The 26,447-nt window shown below is 39.3% G+C and carries 18 protein-coding genes, 1 pseudogene and 1 riboswitch; of the genes and pseudogenes, 13 read left to right on the top strand and 6 right to left on the bottom strand.

All coding sequences use genetic code 11. From position 1 onward, the window contains the following. The first annotated feature begins 99 nt into the window (after positions 1–99). The 4 genes from CEF19_RS08460 to CEF19_RS08445 all read left to right on the top strand — a co-directional run bounded on the left by CEF19_RS08460 (position 100) and on the right by CEF19_RS08445 (position 6,213). Entirely contained in the window at positions 100–465 is a 366-nt protein-coding gene (locus tag CEF19_RS08460; protein ID WP_100405684.1) for a SpoIIAA family protein, read from the top strand. Positions 466–534: 69 nt separating this feature from the next. Continuing rightward, positions 535–957: a ferritin-like domain-containing protein gene (locus CEF19_RS08455; RefSeq protein ID WP_100408255.1), complete on the top strand. Its 423-nt coding sequence runs from the start codon at positions 535–537 to the stop codon at positions 955–957. Between the two features lie 571 nt (positions 958–1,528). Further along, positions 1,529–4,564 carry a rhamnogalacturonan lyase family protein gene (locus CEF19_RS23730; RefSeq protein WP_100405683.1) on the top strand — a complete coding sequence of 1,012 codons (3,036 nt, stop codon included), beginning with the start codon at positions 1,529–1,531 and terminating at the stop codon, positions 4,562–4,564. A gap of 185 nt (positions 4,565–4,749) precedes the next feature. Further along, a riboswitch (cyclic di-GMP riboswitch) is annotated at positions 4,750–4,834 on the top strand. A gap of 80 nt (positions 4,835–4,914) precedes the next feature. Further along, complete coding sequence (locus CEF19_RS08445) at positions 4,915–6,213, top strand: DUF5667 domain-containing protein (RefSeq protein WP_100405682.1); 1,299 nt, start codon at positions 4,915–4,917, stop codon at positions 6,211–6,213. Positions 6,214–6,344: 131 nt separating this feature from the next. Here the strand turns inward: CEF19_RS08445 and CEF19_RS08440 are convergent, their stop codons facing one another. From CEF19_RS08440 to CEF19_RS08430, 3 genes are all read right to left on the bottom strand, one after another. Then, the gene (locus CEF19_RS08440) at positions 6,345–7,073 is read right to left on the bottom strand and encodes a response regulator transcription factor (protein ID WP_319830072.1); all 729 of its coding nucleotides are present in this window, start codon (positions 7,071–7,073) and stop codon (positions 6,345–6,347) included. A gap of 242 nt (positions 7,074–7,315) precedes the next feature. Continuing rightward, a complete protein-coding gene (locus tag CEF19_RS08435; protein ID WP_100405681.1) occupies positions 7,316–9,151 on the bottom strand; it encodes a midas domain-containing protein in 1,836 nt (611 codons plus the stop codon). A gap of 287 nt (positions 9,152–9,438) precedes the next feature. Beyond that, positions 9,439–10,359 carry an ArsR/SmtB family transcription factor gene (locus CEF19_RS08430; RefSeq protein ID WP_100405680.1) on the bottom strand — a complete coding sequence of 307 codons (921 nt, stop codon included), beginning with the start codon at positions 10,357–10,359 and terminating at the stop codon, positions 9,439–9,441. A gap of 272 nt (positions 10,360–10,631) precedes the next feature. Between CEF19_RS08430 and rraA the strand changes: the two genes are divergently transcribed. The 9 genes from rraA (at position 10,632) to CEF19_RS08385 (ending at position 22,797) form a co-directional block, all read left to right on the top strand. Beyond that, positions 10,632–11,114, top strand: coding sequence for a ribonuclease E activity regulator RraA (gene rraA, locus CEF19_RS08425; RefSeq protein ID WP_100405679.1), 483 nt, complete (start codon positions 10,632–10,634; stop codon positions 11,112–11,114). A gap of 175 nt (positions 11,115–11,289) precedes the next feature. Further along, a complete protein-coding gene (locus CEF19_RS08420; RefSeq protein WP_100405678.1) occupies positions 11,290–14,256 on the top strand; it encodes an EAL domain-containing protein in 2,967 nt (988 codons plus the stop codon). Between the two features lie 134 nt (positions 14,257–14,390). Continuing rightward, positions 14,391–14,522 carry a CPBP family glutamic-type intramembrane protease gene (locus CEF19_RS08415; protein ID WP_227521957.1) on the top strand — a complete coding sequence of 44 codons (132 nt, stop codon included), beginning with the start codon at positions 14,391–14,393 and terminating at the stop codon, positions 14,520–14,522. Positions 14,523–15,460: 938 nt separating this feature from the next. Beyond that, positions 15,461–16,795: an arabinan endo-1,5-alpha-L-arabinosidase gene (locus tag CEF19_RS08410; protein ID WP_198510262.1), complete on the top strand. Its 1,335-nt coding sequence runs from the start codon at positions 15,461–15,463 to the stop codon at positions 16,793–16,795. Positions 16,796–16,889: 94 nt separating this feature from the next. Then, entirely contained in the window at positions 16,890–18,272 is a 1,383-nt protein-coding gene (locus CEF19_RS08405; protein ID WP_100405676.1) for an ABC transporter substrate-binding protein, read from the top strand. A gap of 81 nt (positions 18,273–18,353) precedes the next feature. Beyond that, positions 18,354–19,229: a carbohydrate ABC transporter permease gene (locus tag CEF19_RS08400; protein WP_227521956.1), complete on the top strand. Its 876-nt coding sequence runs from the start codon at positions 18,354–18,356 to the stop codon at positions 19,227–19,229. Between the two features lie 60 nt (positions 19,230–19,289). Further along, on the top strand, positions 19,290–20,132 hold the full coding sequence (locus CEF19_RS08395) for a carbohydrate ABC transporter permease (protein WP_100408252.1): 843 nt from the start codon (positions 19,290–19,292) through the stop codon (positions 20,130–20,132). Between the two features lie 116 nt (positions 20,133–20,248). Then, positions 20,249–21,241, top strand: coding sequence for a glycoside hydrolase family 43 protein (locus tag CEF19_RS08390; RefSeq protein WP_100405675.1), 993 nt, complete (start codon positions 20,249–20,251; stop codon positions 21,239–21,241). Positions 21,242–21,339: 98 nt separating this feature from the next. Then, positions 21,340–22,797 (top strand): arabinan endo-1,5-alpha-L-arabinosidase, encoded by a 1,458-nt coding sequence (locus CEF19_RS08385; protein ID WP_100405674.1) that lies wholly within the window; start codon positions 21,340–21,342, stop codon positions 22,795–22,797. A gap of 70 nt (positions 22,798–22,867) precedes the next feature. Here the strand turns inward: CEF19_RS08385 and CEF19_RS23725 are convergent, their stop codons facing one another. The 3 genes and pseudogenes from CEF19_RS23725 to CEF19_RS08375 form a co-directional block, all read right to left on the bottom strand. Then, entirely contained in the window at positions 22,868–23,296 is a 429-nt protein-coding gene (locus CEF19_RS23725; RefSeq protein WP_227522086.1) for an RICIN domain-containing protein, read from the bottom strand. Between the two features lie 18 nt (positions 23,297–23,314). Continuing rightward, positions 23,315–24,226: pseudogene (locus CEF19_RS08380) on the bottom strand (glycoside hydrolase family 43 protein); the annotation flags it as partial. A gap of 469 nt (positions 24,227–24,695) precedes the next feature. After that, a complete protein-coding gene (locus tag CEF19_RS08375) occupies positions 24,696–26,420 on the bottom strand; it encodes a M14 family zinc carboxypeptidase (protein WP_100405673.1) in 1,725 nt (574 codons plus the stop codon). Positions 26,421–26,447 lie beyond the last annotated feature (27 nt).

Raw genomic sequence — 26,447 nt, 5'->3', positions numbered from 1 at the left:
TTTTTTTGATCCATATAGACTTTTACTCTCTCCTCAAATGTTTCCCCACCCCCACAACCGGGTAAAGACAAATAGAGAAATTCTAAGGAGGTTCTACAAATGATTGCTGTAAAACCAAATGATTTAGAAACGGTTCTGGAAGTTGTGGTGACGGGGAAAGTTACGAAAGAGGATATGGAAGACTTTGAGGCTAGATTTAGAAGAGAAAAAGAAAGCAAAGATCAAGTGAACGTCTTGTTAGCGGTTCATGAAATTGAGGGATATAGCTTAAAGGCATTGGTGGCAGACTTGAAATTCAGTGCGAGTCACTGGAAAGAGGTTAATAAGATTGCCGTGTTTACGGATAAGAAATGGATAGAGTTCAGTACGATGGTTAGTAATTCTTTACCTGGAATTGAAGTGAAGCCGTTTGACTTTGGTGAAAGAGAACAAGCCTTGAAGTGGTTTAGTTGGAGGGAAGTTTAATATAAATTGGTCCGGGTATTAATAGAGTAGAGACTTATATTAGAAAGGGTGATTTTAGTGGATAAGAAGATGAATGAGTTACTAGAAGGATTAAATGAAGACCTAGCGAATGAATACGCTGCGAGCATCATGTACACCAACAATGCTGCCGTTGTGTCGGGTTTATACAGACAAACTCTAAAGCCATTTTTCGAAAGTGAAATCGTCGATGAACAGAAGCACGCACTTTATTTGGCGGAGAAGATTAAAGTTCTAGGTGGTACACCGACTACGAAGCCCGCTGATGTTAAGCAGCCTACTGAAGTAAAGGAAATGCTTGAAGAAGCAAGAAAAGCGGAGTATGAAACGATCAAGCGTTATGAAACACGTAAGAAACTGGCTGATGAGTTAGGTCAGACCGAGCTTGTTGTTAAGCTTGAAGATATGATAGCCGATGAAACGCATCATATGGAAGAATTAGATCGCATATTAGCAGACACTCGTCTGAACTAAAGAGAAGATGGGAAAGGGTCCTGTAGATTCTACAGGGCCCTTTTGTGATCTTGCTAATAGATGTTATAGAGCTAAGAACAAAAAAACCTCTGTCTCTATTGGTTCTATAAGACTAGAACTCTTGATTCAGGTAATAAATTAAAAGATTCTTTTCATTTCTAACATAATCTGAACATCTATAATTCTGCGACATATACATAGTAAATATTTCAACATAATCAGACAAAAACCGACATTAACCTCGCGTTTTCTGCTGTATTTGTATTGTTATTCATTACTTTTTAAAAGATATTTAACATTTTTTCTATATAAATGTTTGAAAACGCCTACTATACTGTGGGTACATATGACAAAGCACATTTTAGGTTTTGCGAAAGATTAGTCCCGGTCAATGGTCTTAATGCTGCCTATAGGTACGCTTACTTAATTAACCTAAATAAGTAATAACTCTTAAGAACTATTATAATATTTGGAATTGTAACCGCTTAATCTTAAGGGGGTGATGCGACGGTTTTGATAAAGGTATTTGAAACATGGTTTCACAAATTTCTATCAAAACAGGGAGGGTTTTATGTTCAGGAAAAAGTTTTCAATGTTTATGGCCACGACAATGGTTTTTACAATGTTCTCAAGTTCGGGTGCATTTGTTCAAACGGCTACAGCTGAAGAAGGGCAAGATGAGCTGCCTTTGAAGTTTGATTTTGGTTCAGCGAGTAGTCCTGTAGCAGATGGATACTTGAGTGTGTCGAACACAATGATCTATGATGAGGAACGAGGCTACGGGTTGAACAAGGCTGTGGCAGAGCGTAATCGTGGAGGTCCAGATGCCTTACGACGAGATTTTACGCTTGATGGAAATTATGAATTTATGGTTGATCTTCCGAACGGTGATTATTTTGTTCGACTGATTGCAGGAGATGATATTGCCTTCAACCGTACGGGCTTTACCGTCGAGGGGGAGAATAAAGGAAATATTTCTTCACAAGCCGGTGAGTATGCTGAGCTCACGACGATGACATCCGTCTTGGATGGGCAATTAAATATAGCTATGAGTGAAAATGGCAGAGTGAATGGGCTTGAAATTATTCCTATGTCTGAAATCACGACCCTTGAAGTAGCAAGCAAGGAACTTTCTCCAGAAGCGTCTGTTACGTTAACTTGGGAGGAAAATGATGCTGCAGAGAGTTACTCGGTTTATCGTAAGGCTGAAGGAGAAGCTGATTTTAGTAAAATTGGTAGCTCCGATTTGGCTGAGTATGTTGACACAAGCGCAGAGCTAGGCTTTACATACACGTATGCTGTGGCTTTAGTCAACGAACAAGGCATTGAATCTGATAAAAGTAATGAAGTGACAGTAACGATGATAGACGAATCTGTTGAAGTAGGTAGTGCACCAACGAATTTACAACTTAAAAGCGCTACAGAGGAATCTGTGACGTTCTCTTGGAATGCGGTAGATGGTGCGGTTGAATATTATGTGTACCGTGCGCGTTACAATGAAGCGGACTATCCAGAGGGAGCCGTTTCATATTCGAAGGTGGGCACAGCGAAGACGCCTGAGTTTACTGATGAGTCGGTCATTACGAATCGCCATTTTTACTATAAAGTAAAAGCAGCGAATGAAGGTGGGATTTCGGAAGCATCAAGCGTGCTTGAAACTCCAATTGAACTAAAGCAATTACGCCAAATGGAAAAGCTCAACCGCGGGTTAGTTGCTGTTGATACTGAGGATGGCATTTATGTTGGGTGGAGAATGTTTGGTACCGATCCTGGAAATGTAAGCTTTGATTTGTATCGTGATGGGGAAAAAATTACCGAACAACCGTTAACATCAAGTACAAATTATCTTGATGAGAATGGAAACATTGACTCTACTTATCAGGTTCGCATTCACAATGGGAGTGGGGAACCACTTTCGGAAGAAGTGAGTGTTTGGTCTGAGCAATACTTAAGTGTTCCACTTGAAAAGCCTGAAGGTGGCGTAACGCCAGACGGTGTGTCTTACACGTACTCAGCAAATGATGTGAGTGTTGGTGACCTAACAGGTGATGGAGAATACGAAATTATTTTGAAATGGGATCCTTCAAACTCAAAGGATAACTCTCGTTCTGGCTATACTGGAAATGTATTTATCGATGCGTATAAGCTAGATGGGACAAAGCTTTGGAGAATTGATGCAGGTGTAAACATCCGAGCAGGTGCACATTATACACAATTTCTAGTTTATGATTTTGATGGTAATGGCAAGTCTGAGGTTGTCTTTAAAACCGCGGATGGCACGACAGACGGAGCAGGAACCGTAATCGGAGACCCGAACGCTGATTACAGAAATAGCTCAGGTTATATTTTAAGTGGGCCTGAATATTTAACCGTGTTTGAAGGTGAAACAGGTAAGGCATTAGATACAGTGGATTATTATCCACCAAGAGGCGATGTAAATAGTTGGGGAGATGGCTATGGAAATCGTGTTGACCGTTTCCTAGCAGGAGTCGCTTATTTAGATGGAGAGCGTCCGAGCTTTGTGATGGCACGCGGATATTATACAAGATCCGTTCTTGCTGCTTACAATTTCCGCGATGGCGAAATTACGCAAGAATGGGTATTTGACAGCAATGAACCTGGTAACGGAGCGTATGCTGGTCAAGGAAACCATAGCTTATCTGTTGTTGATGTTGACGGTGATGGTTTTGATGAAATTTATTATGGCGGTGCGGTTATAGACCATGATGGTACTGGTCTTCATACAACAGGATGGGGACATGGTGATTCAAATCATGTTACAGATTTAAATCCGAATCGACCAGGAATTGAAGCGTTTCAAGCACATGAAAGCTCATCATCGCCATTTGGTTACGGTATACGTGATGCGGAAACGGGAGAATCATTATGGGGAGTTCGAACTGGAACAGATGTAGGTCGTAGTTTAGCGGCAGATATCGATCCTCGTTATGATGGAGCTGAGCTTTGGGCATCAGCAAGCTGGGATGGAACTTCAGGAACGAGCGGCTTGTTTACAGTTGAAGGTGAACGCATTTCAGATAAGTCACCACAATCGATTAATCACGCAGTATGGTGGACTGGAGATTTATTAAGAGAGTTACTCGACCATGATTTTAACCCAGATACTGATCCACATGGTGTCGGGAAAATCGAGAAATGGAACTGGGAAGAGGAAAAGCTTGAAACAGTTTTTATTCCAGAAGGGACCCGTACAAATAACTGGACAAAGGGGAATCCTTCCCTACAAGCTGATTTGTTTGGGGACTGGAGAGAAGAAGTAATCTGGCCTAGTAGTGATAGCACAGAGCTTCGTATTTACACAACGACTCATATGACGGACCATCGTATTTATACGTTAATGCATGATCCTACGTATCGACTTGCTGTGGCTTGGCAGAACGTTGCCTACAACCAGCCTCCTCATGTTGGCTTCTTCCTTGGTCACAACATGGATACCCCGCCAACACCAAACATCGTCACGGGCGATGAAGTAGCGGGACCTATTGCTTGTGAAAAGCCAGGCAAAGGAAAAGGACACGGTTATGGGATTGAGAATGGAAACGGACCATGTAACAATAATGGAAATGGGCAAGGGAATCGTCCATAATTAAAATAAGAGAAGGCAGCCTTTAGGGGCTGTCTTCTTTTAGGTGGTAACTGCAAAAGAACCCTTTAAATTACATAAAAATCATCCATTTTTCCTGGTCTAATAAACTATATTCAAAACAACTGATTTGCAGTATGATGGACTCAGAATAATATCCTAGTACTAATTAGCAATATTATTCCTCATTTGAATAAAGGCAAATCTGTCGAAAGATGGAGACGCAAAGTCACAGACCTAATGCTTTGATGCTATGGTGGCTGGGCTGCTGAAGAATGGAGAATGGAAACTTTTATAGTTAAATTCAAAATTCTTTCGATTCAAATAAACTATTTGATTTGGGAGGTTTTTTTGTGTTGATACGGAAATTTAGAAATGTTATGGCAACGAGTCTACTAATAAGTGTGAGTGTGTTTGTTGTAGGAACACATGTGTATGCGGACAACCATGAAACAACGGAGGAAGAAGCTACAGAGGTGACAGAAACTGAAGTAGTAGAACCAGTTGAAGAGTCAACAGAGGAGTTACCTGCTGAGGAGGGTGAGATAGTTGATTCTCCTAGTGAAGCTGAGGAAGAAGAGTCTTCTTTACTACCAGGGGATTTACTCTATTTTGTTAAGCGATTACAAGAGAATCTTCAAATGGCTTTTACCTTTGACGACGTGAAAGAGGCAGAGTTATTCGCTGATTTTGTTGAAGAGCGCATTAAGGAAGCAGAAGCTTTGTTTGCAAATGGAGAGGAAGAATTAGCAGCTGAAACCCTCCAAAGAGCGATTGACCAACAAGAACTTGCTTTAGCTAAATACGAAGCGGCTGAACCTACAGAACCTGAAGCAGAAGAGGCTAAGGGTGATGCTAGTCAAGATACTACTGAAAGTGAGCCGGTAACAGAAGAAGATGGAGAAGCAACAGAAGGAACTGAAGTAGAAGAGGTTGATGCAGTTCGAGTTAACCTAGAAGCAAAGTTTGAATCGAATCTTCTTGCCCTACAAGCTGCGCTAGAGAAGGTAACGAATCCTCAAGCAAAAGCTTCCTTAGAGAAAAACGTTGCAAAAGCTCAAGAAAGACTTGAAAAGAAAATCAACAAAGCATTAGCAAAGCTTGGCGAAAAAGAAGCTGAGTTAGAAGAAATAGCTTTAGAGGAAGAAGATAGTGAAGTAGCTGAAACCGTTGAAGAAGAAACAGAGGAAGGAACAGAGCCTCTTGAAGAAATTGCTGATCCTACAGATGAAGAGGAAGATGTAGTTCTCGCACTTGGGACGCAACAAGTAATCGAAACGGAAGAAGAACAAATTGCGGTAAAGAAAACGGAAGAGAAAAAGCAAGATGTTGCAAAGAAAACGGAAGAGAAGAAGCTAGAGGCCGAGAAGAAGGCTGAAGAGAAAAAGCTAAAAGCAGAGAAGAAAACGGAAGAGAAGAAGCAAGAAGCTGAGAAGAAGGCCGAAGAGAAAAAGCAAGAAGCAGAAAAGAAGGCTGAAGAAAAAAAGCAAGAAGCAGAAAAGAAGGCTGAAGAAAAAAAGCAAGAAGCTGAGAAGAAAGCCGAAGAAAAGAAGCAAGAAGCTGAGAAGAAGGCTGAAGAGAAAAAGCAGGACGCAAAAAAGAAGAATGAAGAGAAAAAGCAAGAGGACGACGCTACAGATCAGGAAGACTAAGATTATTAGTTTTCTATACATTGATTGTTATTTCAGGTAATAAAATGGGCAAAGAAAGTTGCTCATAAATAAATGAGGGAAGGCAGCCTTTTGGGGCTGTCTTCTTTTAGGTGAAGCATCGAGGGCTTTTATTATGTTCCGGCGGATTGTTGGTGGATAGATGGGACGGCTTCAACTTCAAACTTATAGCCAACGCCCCACACCGTTCTCAACACATCGCAACCAACTTTGTTTAACTTATTTCTGATTTTTTTGACATGGGCGTCAACAATTCTGATATCTCCGAAGAAGTCATAGCCCCAAATATGTTCCAGTAAGGTTTCGCGTGTGTAGACGTTACCAGGCGTTTTAGCAAGATATACGAGTAAATCAAATTCCTTTGGGCGAAGTGTTACTTTTGTATCTTTAACAATGACTTCCCGCCGGTCGACATCAATTTTAATTGTGCCATAATCATATGTATACGGATGTTCTTTTGTAATCTCCATGCTTGAGTTGTCCACTCGACGAAGGATGGCTTTGACTCGAGCGATTAGTTCTCTTGGGCTAAAGGGTTTTGTTATATAATCATCAGCCCCTAATTCTAAACCTAGTACACGGTCAAATTCATCACCGCTCGCTGTTACGAAAATAATCGGTACATTGGATACTCTACGAACCTCGCGACATACATCATACCCATCCATTTCAGGCATCAGTAAATCTAGAATAATTAAATCGGGTTGTTCCTGTCTGACTATCTCAATAGCAGCCTTCCCGTTGTCAGCCTCAAACGTAGTAATTTGTTGCTTTTTTAGGTAATGAGTAATGATGTTTCGGATGTTGTCATCATCATCTGCTACCAAAATCGTAAGCATCATGAAACCTCTCCTTTAATTCCTCATAGTCTATCGGAATTGCCCATAAGAAGCTTGTCCACTTATACAAGGTAACATTATAAGCGAAGGTGTCACAAGGGACCTAAGTTTGAACATCAATCCTAACCTCAATTCAAAAAGAGATTTGACGTAGTTCATAAGCCTAAAGAAAAGGAAGGCTAGTTCCAATTTCATAAGAAAGAGGAGTCCGGTTCCGGACCCCTCTCATACGTACTTAGTTAACCTTATTTTAAAAAGGTTAAAAAGTTAGAATAAGCCGTTTTAACTTTATCATAGTAACCAGCCAGCTTATCAAGTGTAGTTTCATATTCAACAGTAGTAGAGTCAGTTTGTTCGCCAGCCTCCACCTCAGCATCTGCTTCAGCTTCTGCATCACCTGTTACAACAACAGGGTTCTCAGCTACTTCCTCAACGACACTGTCAACTTCAGAAGTTACATCGCCAGTAGTAGAGTCAACATCCTCAACAACACCGTCAAGCTCAGAAGCTACATCGCCAGTAGTAGAGTCAACATCTTCAACGACACCGTCAAGCTCAGAAGCTACATCGCCAGTAGTAGAGTCAACATCTTCAACGACACCGTCAACTTCAGAAGCTACATCGCCAGTAGTAGAGTCAACATCTTCAACGACACCGTCAAGCTCAGAAGCTACATCGCCAGTAGTAGAGTCAACATCCTCAACGACACTGTCAAGCTCAGAAGTTACATCGCCAGTAGTAGAGTCAACATCTTCAACGACACCGTCAAGCTCAGAAGTTACATCTCCAGTAGTAGAGTCAACATCCTCAACGACACCGTCAACTTCAGAAGTTACATCGTCAGTAGTAGAGTCAACATCCTCAACGACACTGTCAATTTCAGAAGCTACGTCTTCCGTTTCTGAAGTAATGTCTTCAGATGAAAGAGCATCTAAGTATTCTTGAATGTATAGGTCAGTAGACTGAATTAACTGATCATAATGGTTAAAAATTGTTTGGTAGTTCGCGTAAATTTGCTCTTCGATAGCATTTGTTTCGTCAGCCGGAGCTTCTTCTTCAACTACCTCATCAGAATCAGAAGTGTTTTCGTCAGCCGGAGCTTCTTCCTCAACTACCTCATCAGAATCAGAAGCGTCTTCGTCAGCCGGAGCTTCTTCCTCAACTACCTCATCAGAATTAGAAGCGTCTTCGTCAGCCGGAGCTTCTTCCTCAACTACCTCATCAGAACCAGAAGTGTTTTCGTCAGCCGGAGCGTCTTCCTCAACTACCTCATCAGAATCAGAAGTGTTTTCGTCAGCCGGAGCGTCTTCGTCAGCCGGAGCGTCTTCCTCAACTACCTCATCAGAATCAGAAGTGTTTTCGTCAGCCGGAGCTTCTTCTTCAACTACCTCATCAGAATCAGAAGCGTCTTCGTCAGCCGGAGCGTCTTCCTCAACTACCTCATCAGAATCAGAAGTGTCTTCGTCAGCTGGAGCTTCTTCTTCAACTACCTCATCAGAATCAGAAGTGTTTTCGTCAGCCGGAGCGTCTTCGTCAGCCGGAGCGTCATCCTCAACTACCTCATCAGAATCAGAAGCGTCTTCGTCAGCCGGAGCGTCTTCCTCAACTACCTCATCAGAATCAGAAGTGTCTTCGTCAGCTGGAGCTTCTTCTTCAACTACCTCATCAGAATCAGAAGCGTCTTCGTCAGTAGGCTCTTCTTCATCAGCTGCATCATCAGAATCAGAAGCGTCTTCATCAGTAGGCTCTTCTGATTCTGTTGGTTCTTCATCTTCTATAGTATCTTCATCATTTTCTGAGTCGTCCTCAGGGTCAGTGTTTAGCCATTCAGCTGCGATTTCATAGTTACCTTTAGCAACCTCTCGCATTATCTTTCCTTTTTCAGGTGAGTCTGGAATATTTATTGCCGCTTCAGATACAATTTGGCCATGGTTTTTAGAACGAGTTTCTAGTTCAGCTGCGGAAACAGGCGCGCCAGCAGCAGCAAATGTACTTGCAAGCATTGCTGTGGATACTACTAATGGAACGACTTTCTTTGAATGCTTTCCTCTTTTGTTACGTTCATTTCTTTTTTCTACCATGTTTTAGTTCCTCCTCATAATGTGTTCAAAATTTTTAGGTAAACCCACGATTTCATTCTTAGACTTGGTTGACCGAGTTTGGATTGAAATTAATGGTTAGTACCCTCCTTTTTTTGACGTGCAGCTTTCCTAACTGCTTGTCTAACACTCTACAGAAGAAATGTAACGAAACTATGACCTATCTTAGACATAATTTAGACCTTTTTTAGAACAAAGAAAAAACCCCAGTGTCTACAGGGGTTGGTAAGAGTCTATGAACGTTAAAAGGCAAGAAAGAATACCCTTTTCTATTTTTCTTGGGAACTTTTGGAGTAATATAAACGAAAGACAATATCCTGGTTATAGTTTCCGAAACCTGAACCGAAGATGGTCGCGCCGCCCACATGTCTAGCGTCGTTATCTACGGAAATTCGAAAAATCCATTGTTTATCAAGAATACCAACATCATTAATAGTAACGTTGGATATTTTAGTGCCGTCAATAAATGTGCCACTAGATGTAATGCGTAACAGCTTTAATAGACCATATTGATTAATAACCCTTGGCCACCAATCAGGTGTGTACTTACCAGGGGCATCACCAAAGTCACCAGGACTTGTCCATGTGCCAACTACTACATTATTTAAAGTGAAAGAGATATCTGAAGGCCAATTATCGTTTGTAAAAGGGGCTTCTGAAGATAACTCCATTGAAATCACAAGTTCATCCGGCGTTTCACTAGGTAATAAGAAATTTGACAGCTTGTATTCAATAAACCCTTTACCAAACCAAAGGATTTTCGCGTTTACACGTGCTGGATCCAAAAAGTACCGAGGCTCATCAAATTCACCTACAAATTTTTCGACAGTGGCGAGTCCACAGGTAGGTTCAACATGGAAATCCGTATAGTGTCCTACAGATACTTCCGTTTGATGGTAATCCTGTGCTAGGATTTGTTGGGATGGAAATGTAATTTCTATATTATCGACGTTCATCACACATAGTTTTTGAACACCAGCCCGACCAGGAACCATTTGGCTACGGATGATATTAGCTTTTTCAAGTTTTTTAATATGCATAGTCATAATAGCGCTACTTAACCCTGTTGCTTCAGCTAGCTCTCTAATATTCATCGATTTAACGGTAAGCAGTTGAATGATTTTCAGTCTAACTTTACTAGCGAGAGCTTCGTAAACAGGAAGGGAGTTTTCAGAAATGTCTATTTCCATAAATGTGCTCCTTTTTCTTGTTGAAATCGTCCAATATAACCGATCATACAACCTATATAGCAATTTAACAAGTATATTAATGTTTTATACTATAAAATATTAGAATGCGAAAAAATAACTCTACTAAGGTTTCAGAACACCGATGTACAGCAGATATAAAATAAATAATGAAAATATTGATTATTGCATGGAAACGCTTTAACGTGGATGTTAAGAATGGTATGATAAAGAAAGATTTATGGATTCGTTAGGATACATTAGGAGGGATAGGGTTGAGTTTTTATACTTCTGAGCTATGTGATAAGCATCAAGATGAAATTTATGTAGCCGAACGTTCACTGTTTGAGTATTTTGGTAATAGCAAAGCTTTTTCTGGACCAATCGTCACGATAAAAGTTTATGAAGATAACGGACTTGTGGAGAATATAATCGATACTGCTGAAAAAGGTAGTGTTATTATTATTCATGGCTCTGGTTCGCGCCGTTGCGCTCTTCTTGGAAAACAATTAACGGAGAAAGCAGTTGAGAGAGAGATTGCGGGAATCATTGTATATGGTTGTATTAGAGACTCTCATCAAATTAATCAAATGGACATTGGTATAATCGCAATAGGGACAAACCCAATTATGAGTGTCAAAGAAGGAGCAGGAGAGAAGGATATCCCTGTTCACTTTGCCGGCATTGATTGGATTCCAGGCCAGTATACGTATGCGGATCAAGATGGAATCATCATTGCCAAACGGAAATTAGTGTAACGACCTTAATAACCTTAGCTCAAAAGGCATGAAGAGCTAAGGTCTTTTTATTATTATAAATCAATTCTTAACGTTACCTATAAAAGAAACAACGTACTATTTTAATCTATAGGTTTCATAATCCAGTCTATCAATCATTCCAGTACTTATTAATACGCACTAGAAGGTGATACAAATGCAAAAGACTATCGGTGTGTTAACACCTGTTTTAGATGGGTTTTATCATGGCAATTTATTAATAAATATCTCAAAAAAAGCGAAAGAGTGTAATTTTAAAGTCGTTGTGTTCGGAACATCTGCTAGCAATTATTCACATACCTATGCTTTAGATTATGTCGACGGATGGATTGTGATTATGGATGCCGTAGATAATAACTATCTAAAACAAATAAGAAAAGCTGGTAAACCTATTATCGGGATAAATACGTTATTAGACTGCGATTATACAATTTCAATCAATAATGAAGAAATGATGGAGTGTGCCATTCGTCATTTAGTGGAACACGGACATGACTGTATTGCGTATGTAGGAGATTCACATTTTTATGATGCGAATCAACGGTTTACTAGTTATGTTAAAGCTTTAAATACTAACCAGATAAAGTATAACGAGGCGTGGTTTTGCAATACTCTGGAACTCCATCCTCGTGATATTGTAAAAGATATGGTAGAGAAAGGTTTACCATGTACAGCTATTGTTGCCGTGAACGATAATATTGCACTAGACTTAATCCATCATTTTAGAAAATATACTATACGTGTTCCTGAAGATATAGCAATTATCGGATTTGACAATAGTCCCGCCGCTAAGTCTAGAAACCCTTCTTTATCTACAATTCATTTACCTATTAGGGAAATTGGCGAACAAGCTGTATTAGTTTTAATTGATATTTTACATAACGAAAATAAGCGTCGTTCGTTTTCTAATGTTAAGGCCTTTCCTGTTTTTCGAGAAAGTTGTGGGTGTAGCGTTAATTCCTCAAGGGATTATGAGCCTTCCGAAACGATTGAACACTTAACAAATATGGTAGCGCGAAATTTTAATTTAGGGCAATTAATGCAATCTAGCAATTATAAAGACATTATTGAAATGAACTGGTTAATCCATACACCATTTCGTAAAGGTCTATTAGGATTATGGGACACAAATCATAACAAACAACTAAAAGTAACTCAGTTTAATATGGATTTTGAACATAATAAACAAGAAAATATTCAAGTTGGACATTGCGGGCCTACTCAATTTCCATTGGAGAACGTCCTTTATAATGAGACGTTTATGCAAGATGAAAATGAAATGATTATTATCCCCATCGTCCAAGACGATAAAGAGTTAGGGGTTTTTGCTTTTGCTGGCTTAGCAGATATGACAACGCTAGCGACTCCTTTAAATACAACGTATCAACTAGCGAATTTCTTTGCATCAGCCCTACTTCGGGCCTCTATGACGGAGGAAATAAAGTCTTATTCCGAGCAATTAGAGATTATATCTAACATTATGTATGATGGTATCTGGACGTTAGACTTTCTTTCAAAAAAAATCTCAAGCCGAGGTGGGATTAACCATATACTCGGTTATTCAAACAACGGTTTTGAGTTTCATTTCGCTGAAATAATAGAAATGATTCATCCAAAAGACCGAGTAAAAGTTATGGGAAGTTTTCAAGAACACCTTAAGCACTCTTCCCCTTTTGAAGTAGAGTGTAGGTTTCTCCATACAAAAGGTCATTATATTTGGATGTACATTACCGGACAAGCACAGCGTGACTCTTACGGAGAAATTACAAAAGTACTTGGGTCAATAATGGATATTTCGAATCGAAAAAAGGCAGAGGAACGTATAAATGAGCTCGCCTATCAGGATACACTCACAGGACTATCAAACCGATTGTACTTTGAGGAACAGCTAATCATCTTATTAGAAGAAGCAAATCAAAACTATAACAAAGTTGCTCTTCTGTTATTTGACTTGGATCGATTTAAAATAGTTAATGATAGCTATGGTCATCAAGCTGGTGATAGGTTACTTCAGTATGTGGCAGAAAGAGTTCGTTCCATTGCTAATGAAGACAATCTAATAGCGCGGTTAGGTGGAGATGAATTCGTTATCGTTATGCCTGTTATTCACAGTGTGGAAGAAGCTTATGAATTGGGATTGAAAGTTGTAGCAAGCTTGAATGAACCCTTTTTAGACGAAGACAGAGAGTATCATATTTCAAGTAGTATTGGATTAAGCATTTATCCTGATAACAGTTTAGATTCTGAAACACTGAGGCTACAAGCGGATATTGCGATGTATAATGCCAAAGCCCAAGGAAGAAATAGACTTCAATTATACAATAAAGAAATAAATGATTATAATTTCGATCGTTTGAATATGGAAAGTTATTTAAGAAAAGCACTAGAACGAAACGAATTTATATTACATTATCAACCTCTATATGAAATAGAAACAGGTGAAATCCTCGGTGTTGAAGCATTATTACGATGGAAGTCGGCTGAATTCGGAATGGTGAAGCCAATGGACTTCATACCACTTGCCGAAGAAACAGGTCTAATTATACCAATAGGTGAGTGGGTTCTTAAAGAGGCTTGTCATTTGAACAGCCTATGGAAGGGGATGGGTTTTCCTCACCTTAAAATATTTGTAAACATTTCATCAAGACAATTAAATCATACTAGTTTTGTAAACCGTGTAGAATCGATATTGAAGGAAACAGATTGTTGCCCGGGAGATTTATGTTTAGAAATTACCGAAACTACGATGCTTGAGGACATAAGTTATAGTAGAAAAATGCTTCAGGAATTAATAGAAATAGGCGTGAGTATTGCTATTGATGATTTCGGTACAGGTTATTCATCATTATCCCTGTTGAGAGATTTACCGATACAAACTATAAAAATTGATAAGTCATTTATTGACGACGTCACAACTGACATTAAAAACAGCTCTATTGTACAAGCAGTCATTAATATGTCTCACATTATGTCTTTGAAAGTTGTGGCAGAAGGTGTTGAAACTTATGATCAATTAGAGGTTCTAAAAAAATTAGAAATTGATTATATACAAGGTTATTTCATTAGCAAACCGCTCCCTTATGAGGAATTAGTAAGTTGGTACCAGTCATTTTCCGTCGTTTGAGCTGGATGTAAACGATAAATGGTATCCCGCTTGCTCAGTTTCAAACAGTATACCTTCGTTTTTTAATGCGAATTTAATGACTAGTCCAGGCTTCGGCCTTCCGCTATTATCATTGGAATCCCGTTGTACTAAGCGTGCTTTTTTCTCTTGGAGGCCTCCTCTATGCATGGAGCATTTTGAAAACAAACAGTATCTACCCTGCAGTCATTTTCCATATGGTTATAAATATGGGGATGTTTTTAAGTGGATGGAACCTGCAAATATAATAAGAGTGTAAAAGCTGCTCTAGCTAATATATGAATAAAGATACATGACCTCCTTGAGCTGAGGTCATGTATCTTTAGGTTAGACTATATAAAACCCTCGATTTAAAGGGGCACTGAAAAAGGTACGGTTTTCACCTTTTTCAGTGCCCCTTTAAGCAATGAGCGGAACCGTTGCTTTGTCTTAAGCCTGCTATGAGTGGGTTTCTCGTAGCATGCGCGCAACGTGTGGAGCCATTGCTACTTCCTCGAATTTGCTAAAGGAACTTTTCCAGTGCCCTCCGATTTACCTACTTCTAGCTGCCCTATCTCTCTTGTCTCTTCCGTTGTGACAGTTTTGAATTTCATTGAGTTTCTGCAATGATTATGATCCCTTCTTGTGTTTCCTTAAACACCTCCAATAAAGCGGTATTAACATTCTTAGAGTATCGTTCTGAATCTTTAAGCTAATGTCAGGTAATTTTCATATAAGTGATAGATAAGACAAACATAATAATCGTTAGAAAAAAGTTAAACCACTTTTCCAGCCGAGTTTGACGTTTCTCGATTTATCCCCCTTATACACAATAAATATATTAATCAAATGTATAATATACTTATATTGGAAAAAGGAAGTAGGTTTCTGAGAGACTTTTTGGATATAATATACATTTTAGGGATTTTGAGAGTTTTAAAAGGGTCAAGTAATTGTCGGATTGAGTAGATACATTGGTATTATAGTAAGTATAGAGTATCTTTTACTAATTAGTAAGGGTATTTCGGTGTTGAAAAGAATACAATAAATATTATAACAATAAAATTAAAAGTTGAGAAATTATGAAAAATTACATTGACAGCGCATACAATTAAAATTATAATTAGGTTAATTAAGTTAATGAAAACATTAATTGAATAATGTTAGATTTAATATAATTATTAATCATAGTTTTAGGAGGGATTTGGTGAAAGGTCCGTTTAAGCCTCCTCATTACTTAAGTGAAATAGAACGCGCTCTAAGTGATGATGTTAGTGAATGGTCGATTTACAATGCACATGATCCATCAATTATTAAAGATGGAAAATACTATTATGTGTTTTCAACAGATACGAAAACAAGTTCAACTAATAGTAAGATAGCTTCTGGAGCTCAAGTTCGAAGGTCTACGAACTTAGTAGATTGGGAATGGGTAGGACATGCCCTTGATGGTGTACCCCAAGAAGCATATGAATGGACAAAAGCAGAAGGCCTTTGGGCACCAGAGGTTGTAAAGTGGGATGGCCAGTATTACTTATATTACTGTGCTTCTCAATTTGGAACCAATCAATCATTTATCGGTGTTGCAACAAGTTCATCTATTGAAGGACCATGGGTTGACCGGGGTAAGGTGTTTAAAACCTCAAAGGAAAATAAGCCAAATGCCATTGATCCTAATTTAATCTTAGATAAAAAAGGCACTCCTTTTATGATATACGGCTCGTTTTTCGGTGGTATCTATGCAATAGAGCTTGACAAGAAAACCGGGAAACCAATTGAGTCAAATGAAGGAGTCTGTATTGCAAAACGAGAGAATGAAACAAAAGAAGGAGCGGTAGAGGGGCCTTACATGGTCTACCACCCTGAATACGATATGTACTATTTGTTTGTCTCGTATGACTCTTTGTTTTCAAATTACAATGTCCGAGTAGGTCGTTCAAAACATATAACAGGTCCGTTTCTTGATTATAACGGAAGAGACTTGAATGATGACGAGTATAGACCCTCCGATGATATCGGTAACAAAATTTTGGCAGGATATTCGTTCCGTGATGGAGATGGATGGATGGCTCCTGGTCATAACTCAATATTAGAAGATGAAGGACACTATTATATTTGTCATCATGCAAGAATGCTTGATAGGAAAGATTTGTTTTGCATGCATATTCGTAAAGTAGTATGGACGTCAGATGGATGGCCAGTTGTATCACCAGAGCGCTATGCCGGTGAGGGGCTTGAGGTAATTGAAGAAAATGAATTACTTGGGAACTGGGATGCAATCGAATTTGGACGAGAAATAGAAGGTATCAACGTATCATTCGACTTCAAATTCCTTGAAAATGCAGATGTAAATATTCACGGAAAAGCTTTCAGGTGGAAGAAGACAGATGACATAACGGTGCAAATATATCAAGAAGATACTAATTTTAGTATTGAACTTAAAGTTCTTCCTGCATGGGATTGGAAAAGCAATCAGAAAACTTTAGTCTTTACGGGTATGGACAATACAGGTACATGCATATTCGGAAAAAAGCTACCTTAACCTAATTTCCAAAGGCTGAGTCACTTAGAGTCTCAGATTATATTTGTCTTTAATAGTAGCGTTTACATTACAATGTCAAAGGAGTGTTATTCAGATGATAAAAAAGAAATGGTTTACTAGTTTGGTTATGTTATTGATTTTAAGTGTTACTTTAATGGGTTGTTCAAGTAATTCTGGTGGGTCAGATTCTTCAGACAAAGGTGGAAGTTCAGATTCACCTGAAAAAGTAAAACTTTCAGTTAATATTTGGGCTCAGCCACATGAGGAAGAAATCTATAAAACGATTATTGCTGATTTCGAAGCAGAGAACCCTCATGTTAGTGTCGATTTTGTAGTTACACCGGGCGATGATTATAGTACAAGATTACAAACATTAATGGCTGGTAACAGAACACCGGATATCTTTTACTTAGGTGCTGGAGACACAAACTTTTATGTGGATACAAACCGAGTTCTTGATATTACAGATTTAGCAAACGATTCAAATGTATTAGATTTAGATAATATGTGGGAAAGTGGAATTTCAAGATATACAGTAGATGAGCGTATTTATGCACTTCCGAAAGATGTTGGTCCATTCGCTTATGCGTATAACAAAGATTTATTTGATGCAGCTGGTGTTGAGTATCCAAGTAGCACAGAGCCTTATACTTGGGATGAATATATTGAAGTTGCGAAGAAATTAACCCTTGATAAAAGTGGAAAACATCCGGATGAAGCTGGATTTAATAATAAAGAAATTGCCCAATTTGGCGCAGGCTTCTGGTGGTTAGAGCCAGCTGTCTATTCGAATGGTGGCCATTGGTTAAATGAGGATGCTACGGAAATTATTATTGATGAGCCTGAATTTATTGAAGCATTACAATATGTTGCGGACCTTCGTTTGGTTCATAATGTTGTACCTTCTCAAGAGCAAGAGTCTTCAACAAACAGTTACCAAAGATGGTTGAATGGTACGAGTGCAATGTTCCCGATGGGTCCTTGGGATCAAGCGGCTTTCTGGGAATTAGACTTTGACTATGACTTAATGCCTTGGCCTGCAAGTCCAAATACTGGTGAATCACGGACTTGGCTTGGTTCTTTAGGATTTGCGGTATCTGCACAAACAAAACATCCGCAAGAAGCTTTTGACCTTGCTGCTTATTTAACTGTAGATGAGGATGCTCAACGTAACTTAATGAACCGTGGGGCACAAGTTCCAAACTTGGTTGACATGGCAGAAACAGAGTATTTAGAAACAGATTTCGCTCCAGAGAGTAAGGAAGTATTCTTAAATGTTATCAAAGAACAATCACAGCCCCTACCTCACGAATTAACATATGATAGAGAGTGGTTCGATTACTTTACTCAAACCGTTGTAGATGTTTATGAAGGTAGAAAAACAGCCGAAGAATATGTACATGATGTCAAACCGGAGCTTCAACGATTACTAGATAATTCAATTGAAAAAGCGAAAAACGCTAGAGCTAATCAATAATCTAGTCTACAAAGGGGTACGAAACGATAAAAACGTTTCTACCCTCTCTCTATTTACAAAAAAATTTGTGAGGTGAAAAAGGTGAATTCTCTGAAAAAAAGACAAACAATGCTCGCATATTTATTTATTTTGCCGCTGCTTTTTCAGTTTGTTGTGTTTACATCAGGACCAATGCTTTATTCCGTTTACATTAGTTTAACAGAGTGGAATATTTTGCAACCGGCAAAGTTTGTGGGGCTAAGCAATTATATCTCTATTTTCTCTGATGCTCGTTTTTGGACATCGCTTGGGAATACCGTGTTCTACCTGCTTGGGGTTCCAATTGGTCTGTTTCTCTCCTTAATAATTGCTATTTGGATGAATCAAGGAATAAGAGGAACAGCATGGTATCGTGTCATTTATTACTTACCTGCGATCTCTTCTTTAGTAGCCATTACAATATTGTGGCAATGGATATATAACGCGGAATATGGTTTAATGAATCACTTTTTAGGTTTGATTGGAATAGAAGGGCCTAACTGGATTCGCAATGAATCGTTTGTTAAGCCAGCAATTATTATCATGGGAATTTGGAAAGGGATCGGTATAACCATTATCTTCTATTTAGCTGCATTGCAAAATATACCAAAGCAATTATATGAAGCAGCTGAAATTGACGGTGCGAATTTCCTTCATAAATTCAGGTTTGTCACCCTTCCATTGTTAACACCGATTACGTTCTTTTTAATCATTACAGGGATTATTAACTCCCTCCAAATATTTGTAGAGATCCAAATCATGGTTCCTGATGGCGGACCAAATTATGCTGGGGCATCGATTGTCTTTTACCTCTGGCAAAAAGCTTTTGTATATTATGAAATGGGTTATGCCAGTGCACTAGCATGGGTTCTTGGAATTCTGATGTTCATTGTGACTTACATTCAATTTAAGCTATCAACAAAATGGGTGCATGAGTAAAGAAGAGGGGGGAGAATCATGGGTCAAATACAGGTTAGTGAAAAATCGAACGTGAAGGTAATGAAACGGAGCACAGGTAAGAGAATTAAAAATGGCTTAGCTCATTTATTACTTACCACAGGTGCAATATTCATGTTAGCGCCCTTAGTTTGGATGATTTCAACGTCATTAAAAACGAATAGAGATACGCTAATTATGCCACCAAAGTGGATTCCTGATCCTTTTGTTTGGACAAAATATATTGAAATTTGGGAAAAGGCATCACTTCATTTAGGGTTTTTGAACAGTTTATACATGGCAGTGCCGATTATTTTATTCGGAACCTTTGCGACAAGTTTAGCGGCATTTGCATTTTCAAAAATGCAGTTTCCGTTCAAAGAAGGTATTTTCCTTGGGTTACTAGCAACAATGATGATTCCTTTTCCGGTCATTATGATTCCGCAGTTTCTGGTTTTTTCGCAGATAGGCTGGGTTGATACTTTACTACCATTAGTTGTTCCACAAATGCTTGGGAATGTATTTATGCTGTTTTTCTTAAGACAATATTTAAATGGAATATCAAATGAAATCATTGAAGCAGCAACCATAGACGGGAGCTCGATGTTTGGTACGTATTGGAGAATCATTCTCCCGATTATTAAACCTGCGATTGCGGCACAGGTTATATTATGGTTTATGGCCGTATGGAATGATTATTTAGGACCACTCATTTATCTATTTAGTCCAGATAAAATGACAATCCAATTGATGATTGCTAATTTCAATGCCTACTATGCGATTCAAAATGACTTTCCGTTAATTATGGCGGCGTCGGTAGTAGCGATGTTACCAATTATTATTATCTTTCTAATTTTCCAAAGACAGATTATTGAATCGGTTGCGGTTTCGGGTATTAAAGGCTAAGAATAATTAACGATTCATATTATCTTAATTCAGGATAATATGAATTGTATTCATCATTTTTTTGTAGTATAGTTTACAAATACATTAATTAAATAACAATAATAAGGAGAATAACGATGGAAAATCAGCTTTATAAAAATCCTATTGTCGAGCAACGTGCCGATCCATGGGTATATAAACACACAGATGGATTCTACTATTTTACCGCGTCCGTACCTGAGTATGACCGTATCGAACTTCGTAGAGCTCAGTCTATTCAAGGATTAGGTGAAGCCGAGGCTAAAACAGTATGGTGGAAGTATGATAGAGGACCAATGAGTGCAAATATTTGGGCTCCAGAGATTCACTTCATTGATGAAAAATGGTACATCTACTTTGCCGCAGCAAAAACGGCTGAGACAAATGAAGGATTGTTTGATCATCGTATGTTTGTTTTAGAAAATGCAGCAGCAAATCCTCTTGAGGGTGAATGGGTAGAAAAAGGGCAAATTAAAACAAAGTGGGAGTCATTTGCTCTTGATGCTACAACGTTCGAGCACCAAGGAACGAGATATTTAGTTTGGCCACAAAAAGACCCTGAAATTGAGGGGAATTCAAATTTATATATTGCAAAAATGAGTAATCCTTGGACGATTACTGGTGAGCAGGTGATGATTACTACACCTGAATATGACTGGGAAAAGATTGGCTTTCTAGTGAACGAAGGACCAGCTGTGATAAAGCATAAAGATAAGATATTCATTGCTTTTTCTGCAAGTGCGACGGATTATAACTACTGCATGGGTTTCTTGCATGCTTCGGATACAAGTGATTTGCTTGATGAGAATTCTTGGATAAAGCACCCTGAACCTGTTTTTCAAACGAATGAAAAAACAGGGCAGTATGGGCCTGGACATAATAGCTTTACCGTTTCCGAAGATGGTTTACAAGATGTAATGGTTTACCATGCGAGAAACTATAAAGAGATTGAGGGAGACCCCCTCTATGATCCGAACCGCCACACAAGAGCTCAAGTGATTACTTGGGATGCTCAAGGTTTTCCTGTTTTTGGGGAGCCGGTTCCAGATGCAAAGCCGGTTGTTAGTAAAAATAAGCACCTATTAAGATAACCAAAGAAAGAGGATGTCAGCGAGAGTGGCAACCTCTTTCTCTATTTAGTCCTTTTCTATGAAAGACTTTATATGTTTGAACTAAGGAGAATGCTTCCATGAAAAAAAGAGTGATTATTATCACCATTGTCATTATTTCTCTTTTTATTGGCTTGTTTACGTATTATGGATTAAATGGGGAAGGTAATCAGCTTGTCATGCCTGCCCCACCAGCGGAGGAACCTATTCCCAAAGTTGATACAGCAATTATGCATAATGAATCAAAATGGACTACAAACAATACACATGATGGGGAAATTATCAAGGTTGATGATTGGTATTATGTGTTCTCAACTGACTATATGGTTGCAGGAGAAGTTAAACCTGGTATTATGTTACGGAAATCACCAGATTTAATTAACTGGGAGTTTGTTGGTCGAGTCTTTGACGCTGTTCCTGAAGAAGCAAAGGAATGGACGAATGGAGCATCAATTTTTTGGGCTCCTGATGTGATTGAGATGAATAATACATTCTATCTTTATTATTCTGTTTCGGAATTTGGAACGAAAAACTCTTATATCGGGGTTGCCACGAGTTCTTCAATTGAAGGGCCTTGGGAGGATCAAGGTGAAGTATTTAAGTCGAAAGTTGGCGATGACAACCAAGTAAATGCAATCGATTCAGGTATTATCCTTGATAGAGAAGGCGAACCATGGATGGTCTTCGGTTCCTACGAAGGCGGTTTATTCATTACTGAATTAGATCAAGCAACAGGAAAATTAAAGGACCCCGGTAATCAGGGAACGCTCGTTGCAAATAAAGGAAGTCAAAACCATCAAGCTTTAGAAGGTCCTGCTATTATGTACAATGCAGATACGGATTATTTTTATTTAACGGTTTCTTATGGTTGGCTTGAGGATACCTACAATGTAAGAGTGGGTAGGTCTAAAGAGATTACTGGTCCTTATACCGACTATAATGGGAATGATCTTGTTGATATTGAAACAACCACAGGTTCCCCAGATGTCGGAACCAAAATCGTCGGATCCTATGCGTTTAATAATGATAACGGATGGCAAGGGACGGGGCACAATGGTTTGTTAAAGGATGGAGATGATTACTTTCTCGTTCATAATGCTCGAGCTGGGGATGATATTTATTGGTCGCATCTTCATGTAAGGAAAGTACTGTGGACAGAAGATGGTTGGCCTGCAATATCACCACAACGGTATGCAGGAGAAGTTGAGCAAAAGGTAACTGAAAAACAACTTGTCGGCGATTGGGAAAAGATCGTTTTAGATCGGTTAGATGATCGCATGCTTTCTTCTGATGTCCTTACTCTTTTACCAGATGGGAAGATAGGGGATGCTTCAGATGAAGACTACTGGGAGTTGGTCGGTGAGAATACATTAAAATTATCCTATCATGCTCCTGGCGATGCTCCTGATGATTATTGGGTCGAGAATGTGATTGTAGCTCCTGCGTGGGATTGGGAGAACTGGAATGAGACTCTCATATTCACAGGTTATTCACAGCAGTTCGGTGAAGCGATATGGGGAAAGAAAACGGTCCAATAACAAAATAACATATGAAGGGGTTGTGTCATAAGGTTAAAACCCACCTTATAACACAACCCTTGTTTATGTGTTAGTTCACTTTCACAAGCTGCCACTGCTGATTCGTTCCACCATGATAGTCATACTGTAAAACGTCTGACCCATTTGAAGTGCCATAACCATCTAGCGATTTACCAGAATGTCGGTTTGTTATTCTATAGTATCCATTTCCAAGTGGAACAAGACTAAATTGTTGGTTGTTTCCGCCTAAATCTGAATATTGAACGATATCCCCGCCGTTATTTGCACTCCATTCAAAAACCTCCAACGCCTTGCCGCTATTTGCATTCACAAATTTATAGTTGCCGTTATTAAGGTCAGTAATTGTCCACTGTTGGTTCGTCCCCCCATTATCAGTCCATTGAACCACATCAGCCCCATCAGCCGTACTTTTCCCAGTAACTTCAGCTACTTTCCCAGATGCTCGGTTAACTAACTTATATTTTGAACCAGTTAAAATGCCTGCTGCATTTTTATCGTAGGTAGGCCATCCTTGTGTATCCCAGTAGAGGTCATTAATAAGTAGACGAGGCATTCCATTATTTTGGCCATCATAGGCATGACGAACAATAATGTTGTTATAAACATCTTGATGACCTGGTCCAATCCAGCGGCCATTGCTTGATTCTATAATGGTTCCCCCGCCATTTAGCATATTGATGCCATTTTTATCAACGTATGGACCAGTGACGTTAGCCGATCGTCCATAAGCAATTTTATACGTACTGTCTGTACCTTTGCAGCACTTATCATAAGATACAAATAAGTAATAGTACCCATTCTTGTAAGTAATATTAGGTGCTTCAATCGCATGCTCAGGATCATTTGGTCTAGCGGCAATCGAGTAAAGCTGTCCGGTTGGCTTCATCGTGTTTTTGTCTAAACGAGTTAATTTAATTCCTGACCAAAATGAACCGAAGGAAAGGTAAGGATCTCCATTTGGAGTGATAACCAAATCTCCATCAATCGCATTATAATTATCAGAGTAAGTAGACCTTATCACGAGTCCGTCGTCTCTCCAGTTTCCAGAGCTGATACTCTCTGTCGAAATAAGACCTATGAAAGAGTTGTTACCTCCGAATGTTGACACTGAATAATATAGCCAATATCTTCCGTTGTAATACTGTATATCGGGGGCCCACTGAGCACTTGTATGATCAGGGACATACTGACGCCACCACGATAACGGCTGTGGAAATATAGTCGGAGCAGCAGACCAGTTAGTTCCATTGCTTGAACTTAATACGCGAAGTCCATTTTTATCAACTTCGCCTGTTCCAAAAGCCCACCATGTATTGTTTTCTTTAATGATTGATGGATCATGTAGCATGAGGTCGCCAGAAAGATCCCAGAAATCAGCGGAAACAGTTTGAGAAAGGGTAAAAAGCATGAGAATCGTTAAAAGCAATATTTTTCCTTTAACTTTCCAATTCTTATTGTTCATATAAGAGCCTCCATGTTTTTATTTGTAAACTAGTAACCAACTAACCTGTAAGTGTCGGTGACCTCCTCTCTTTAATTATCGTAAGCGTTGCCAAAATGAGAAAAATGGGAATATTTACAACACTCACATTTTTCATTGTAAAATAAAACTTTTTAATTAGCAATAGTATAAATTAAGTAATAAAATAATTAACTATAACAAAAAGGTAAAAAGAGGGCACTGAAAAAGGTGCGATTTTTGAAGCCACTGAAAAACCCTTTGAAAGCATTTCGAGGAAGTGCAATGGCTCCGCAGTCGCTCGCCCAACTATGAAAAAGCCCTGCTATAGCAGGGCTTTCAAAAAATGCGACACTTTGCACATTGAAAAAAGGCCACTGAAAAAGTGAAACCCGCACTTTTTTCAGTAGCCTTTTATTTAAAACTGAGCCAAATCTTCTTCCTCGTATTGAAGGACACGATTATCAATAAGGTTTATATACGCTTCTTCTAGTTCAAGTTCTTTCTCCTCTAGTTGAAGAACGAGGGCTTTTATTGGTTCTACGGGTTCGATATGGAAGGCAGCAAGCTGTTCGAATAAACCGCCCACTTCCTCTATCAGCTCTTCTTCTAGCTTTGCTTCTAATTCTTTCAGTAATTCATTCCGTTTAAAGACAAGAAGCAACGACTGCTCCGTCGCTTTTGGTAACTCAACATAAGCCTGGGTCACAATGCGACGATTACCGACGCCGATAATCCGTTCAATCGCATCCTCTGTCCGAGTCACTTCAACGAGCATTTGCTCATAAGCCGCGGTCACCTCATCGGTTACTTCTCCTTCTTTTAGAGCAACAACCAGATCATCATAACGCGTTAGTAGGAGTTCGCCTCGGTTAATCGCACGAATCATGACCGTAGCTCGACGTCTCAATTCAACGGTCCGCTCGATTCTTTCTGTTAGATGTCTCTTTAAGCTGCCACTGTTTAACTGGCGGACAGTACTTGCTGCTTTTGAAATCGCTAAGTTTGCATCAAGATATGTTTCTTCAAATTCAGGACTCAGTTTAACATCAGCTGGTGTTGGCACAATATAGTAAGTAGTCAGTTTGCTAGCGATGTCTTCAGCCTTAGCGACCTCGCGTTGTGCCACATCTCTTAAACGATTAAGGTATAGCTTATGTCCTTCTTTCGCTACGTATAATGGAACATAGCGATTCTGTTTCCATGCCCGGTCAAAGGCAGAGAGTGGAAGATTGGTTGCTCCCACGTAACGTCCGAGTTCAGGTGTGAATGCAGGACGCTTATAGTCTTGAATAAACCAGTCAGTCATTCCTCCCCCTGATGGATTCGACCCACCTGGAATCAAGCGGTAGCCTGTCATTCTACCAATTTGTGTAGCATACGATAAATCGCGTTGGAACTGGCTTCCGCTTTGCAGGAAGTTCCAGAAAAGAATCTCGCCACTAGAGTGATAGTTAACTGCCATCTCTGGATCAATTCGTTTCGTAAAATCGACAATGGCCTTCGTTTCACTAGAAGAGTGAGGGGAAGGTCCTTTATAGTTAGCAAAACTCGGTTTTCCTGTATTGTTACGGATAGTACTCCAATTGGCATCGTATTGGCGGTTCAAATCGACACCCTTGCCGTTTGCCTTCCATCGCTTAAAGTCACGACTGCCGTTATTCATCGCAATTAAAGCAGCATGATCCTTAGCTGGGAAAGAACTTAAGCCGTTTTGCTGTAATTCAACCCCATCCGGATTGATCATCGGAACAAACCAAATCGTCGTATTATTTAAAATTGAACGAAGAGGGTACCGCCCGCCGTCATAGCTACGATTGCTACGATATGCTTGGGCATATTGCTCAAGCATGTACAGGTTCAAATTGGTCGTTAGCCACTCGCGTGCATGATGAGATCCGTTCACAAATATGGTAGAATTCCCTTTTCCTAAGGAAATCGCATAAATATTGCGCCCGTACTCACTTTTGCCAATCACTTCATACCGAACGAGGTCAGGGTACGTGTTTGCAAGCCGTTCAATGTCTCGCTCCATTTTGGCGTAAGTATACACCTGCTTCGGTTCGACAACTGCAGCTGTCGTAACCGAGGCGAAAGCAAAACATGAAAGCAGAATAAAAATAACTAGAAAACGAACATTCATATGTTTAAGCCACAACTCCCTTATCTA

It is taken from the genome of Bacillus solitudinis, assembly GCF_002797395.1.
GTDB classification, from domain to species: Bacteria; Bacillota; Bacilli; order Bacillales; family Bacillaceae_D; genus Halalkalibacter_A; species Halalkalibacter_A solitudinis.
Note: the sequence above shows the minus strand (reverse complement) of the source record. Positions and strands in the feature narration are given on the sequence as shown.

Coding starts and splice junctions, on each gene's coding strand:
- CEF19_RS08375 (WP_100405673.1), bottom strand. CDS start 26,420: ATGAATGTTCGTTTTCTAGTTATTTTTATTCTGCTTTCATGTTTTGCT.
- CEF19_RS23730 (WP_100405683.1), top strand. CDS start 1,529: ATGTTCAGGAAAAAGTTTTCAATGTTTATGGCCACGACAATGGTTTTT.
- CEF19_RS08385 (WP_100405674.1), top strand. CDS start 21,340: ATGAAAAAAAGAGTGATTATTATCACCATTGTCATTATTTCTCTTTTT.
- CEF19_RS08390 (WP_100405675.1), top strand. CDS start 20,249: ATGGAAAATCAGCTTTATAAAAATCCTATTGTCGAGCAACGTGCCGAT.
- CEF19_RS08455 (WP_100408255.1), top strand. CDS start 535: ATGAATGAGTTACTAGAAGGATTAAATGAAGACCTAGCGAATGAATAC.
- CEF19_RS08435 (WP_100405681.1), bottom strand. CDS start 9,151: ATGGTAGAAAAAAGAAATGAACGTAACAAAAGAGGAAAGCATTCAAAG.
- CEF19_RS08460 (WP_100405684.1), top strand. CDS start 100: ATGATTGCTGTAAAACCAAATGATTTAGAAACGGTTCTGGAAGTTGTG.
- CEF19_RS08405 (WP_100405676.1), top strand. CDS start 16,890: ATGATAAAAAAGAAATGGTTTACTAGTTTGGTTATGTTATTGATTTTA.
- CEF19_RS08430 (WP_100405680.1), bottom strand. CDS start 10,359: ATGGAAATAGACATTTCTGAAAACTCCCTTCCTGTTTACGAAGCTCTC.
- CEF19_RS08440 (WP_319830072.1), bottom strand. CDS start 7,073: ATGATGCTTACGATTTTGGTAGCAGATGATGATGACAACATCCGAAAC.
- CEF19_RS08420 (WP_100405678.1), top strand. CDS start 11,290: ATGCAAAAGACTATCGGTGTGTTAACACCTGTTTTAGATGGGTTTTAT.
- CEF19_RS08395 (WP_100408252.1), top strand. CDS start 19,290: ATGAAACGGAGCACAGGTAAGAGAATTAAAAATGGCTTAGCTCATTTA.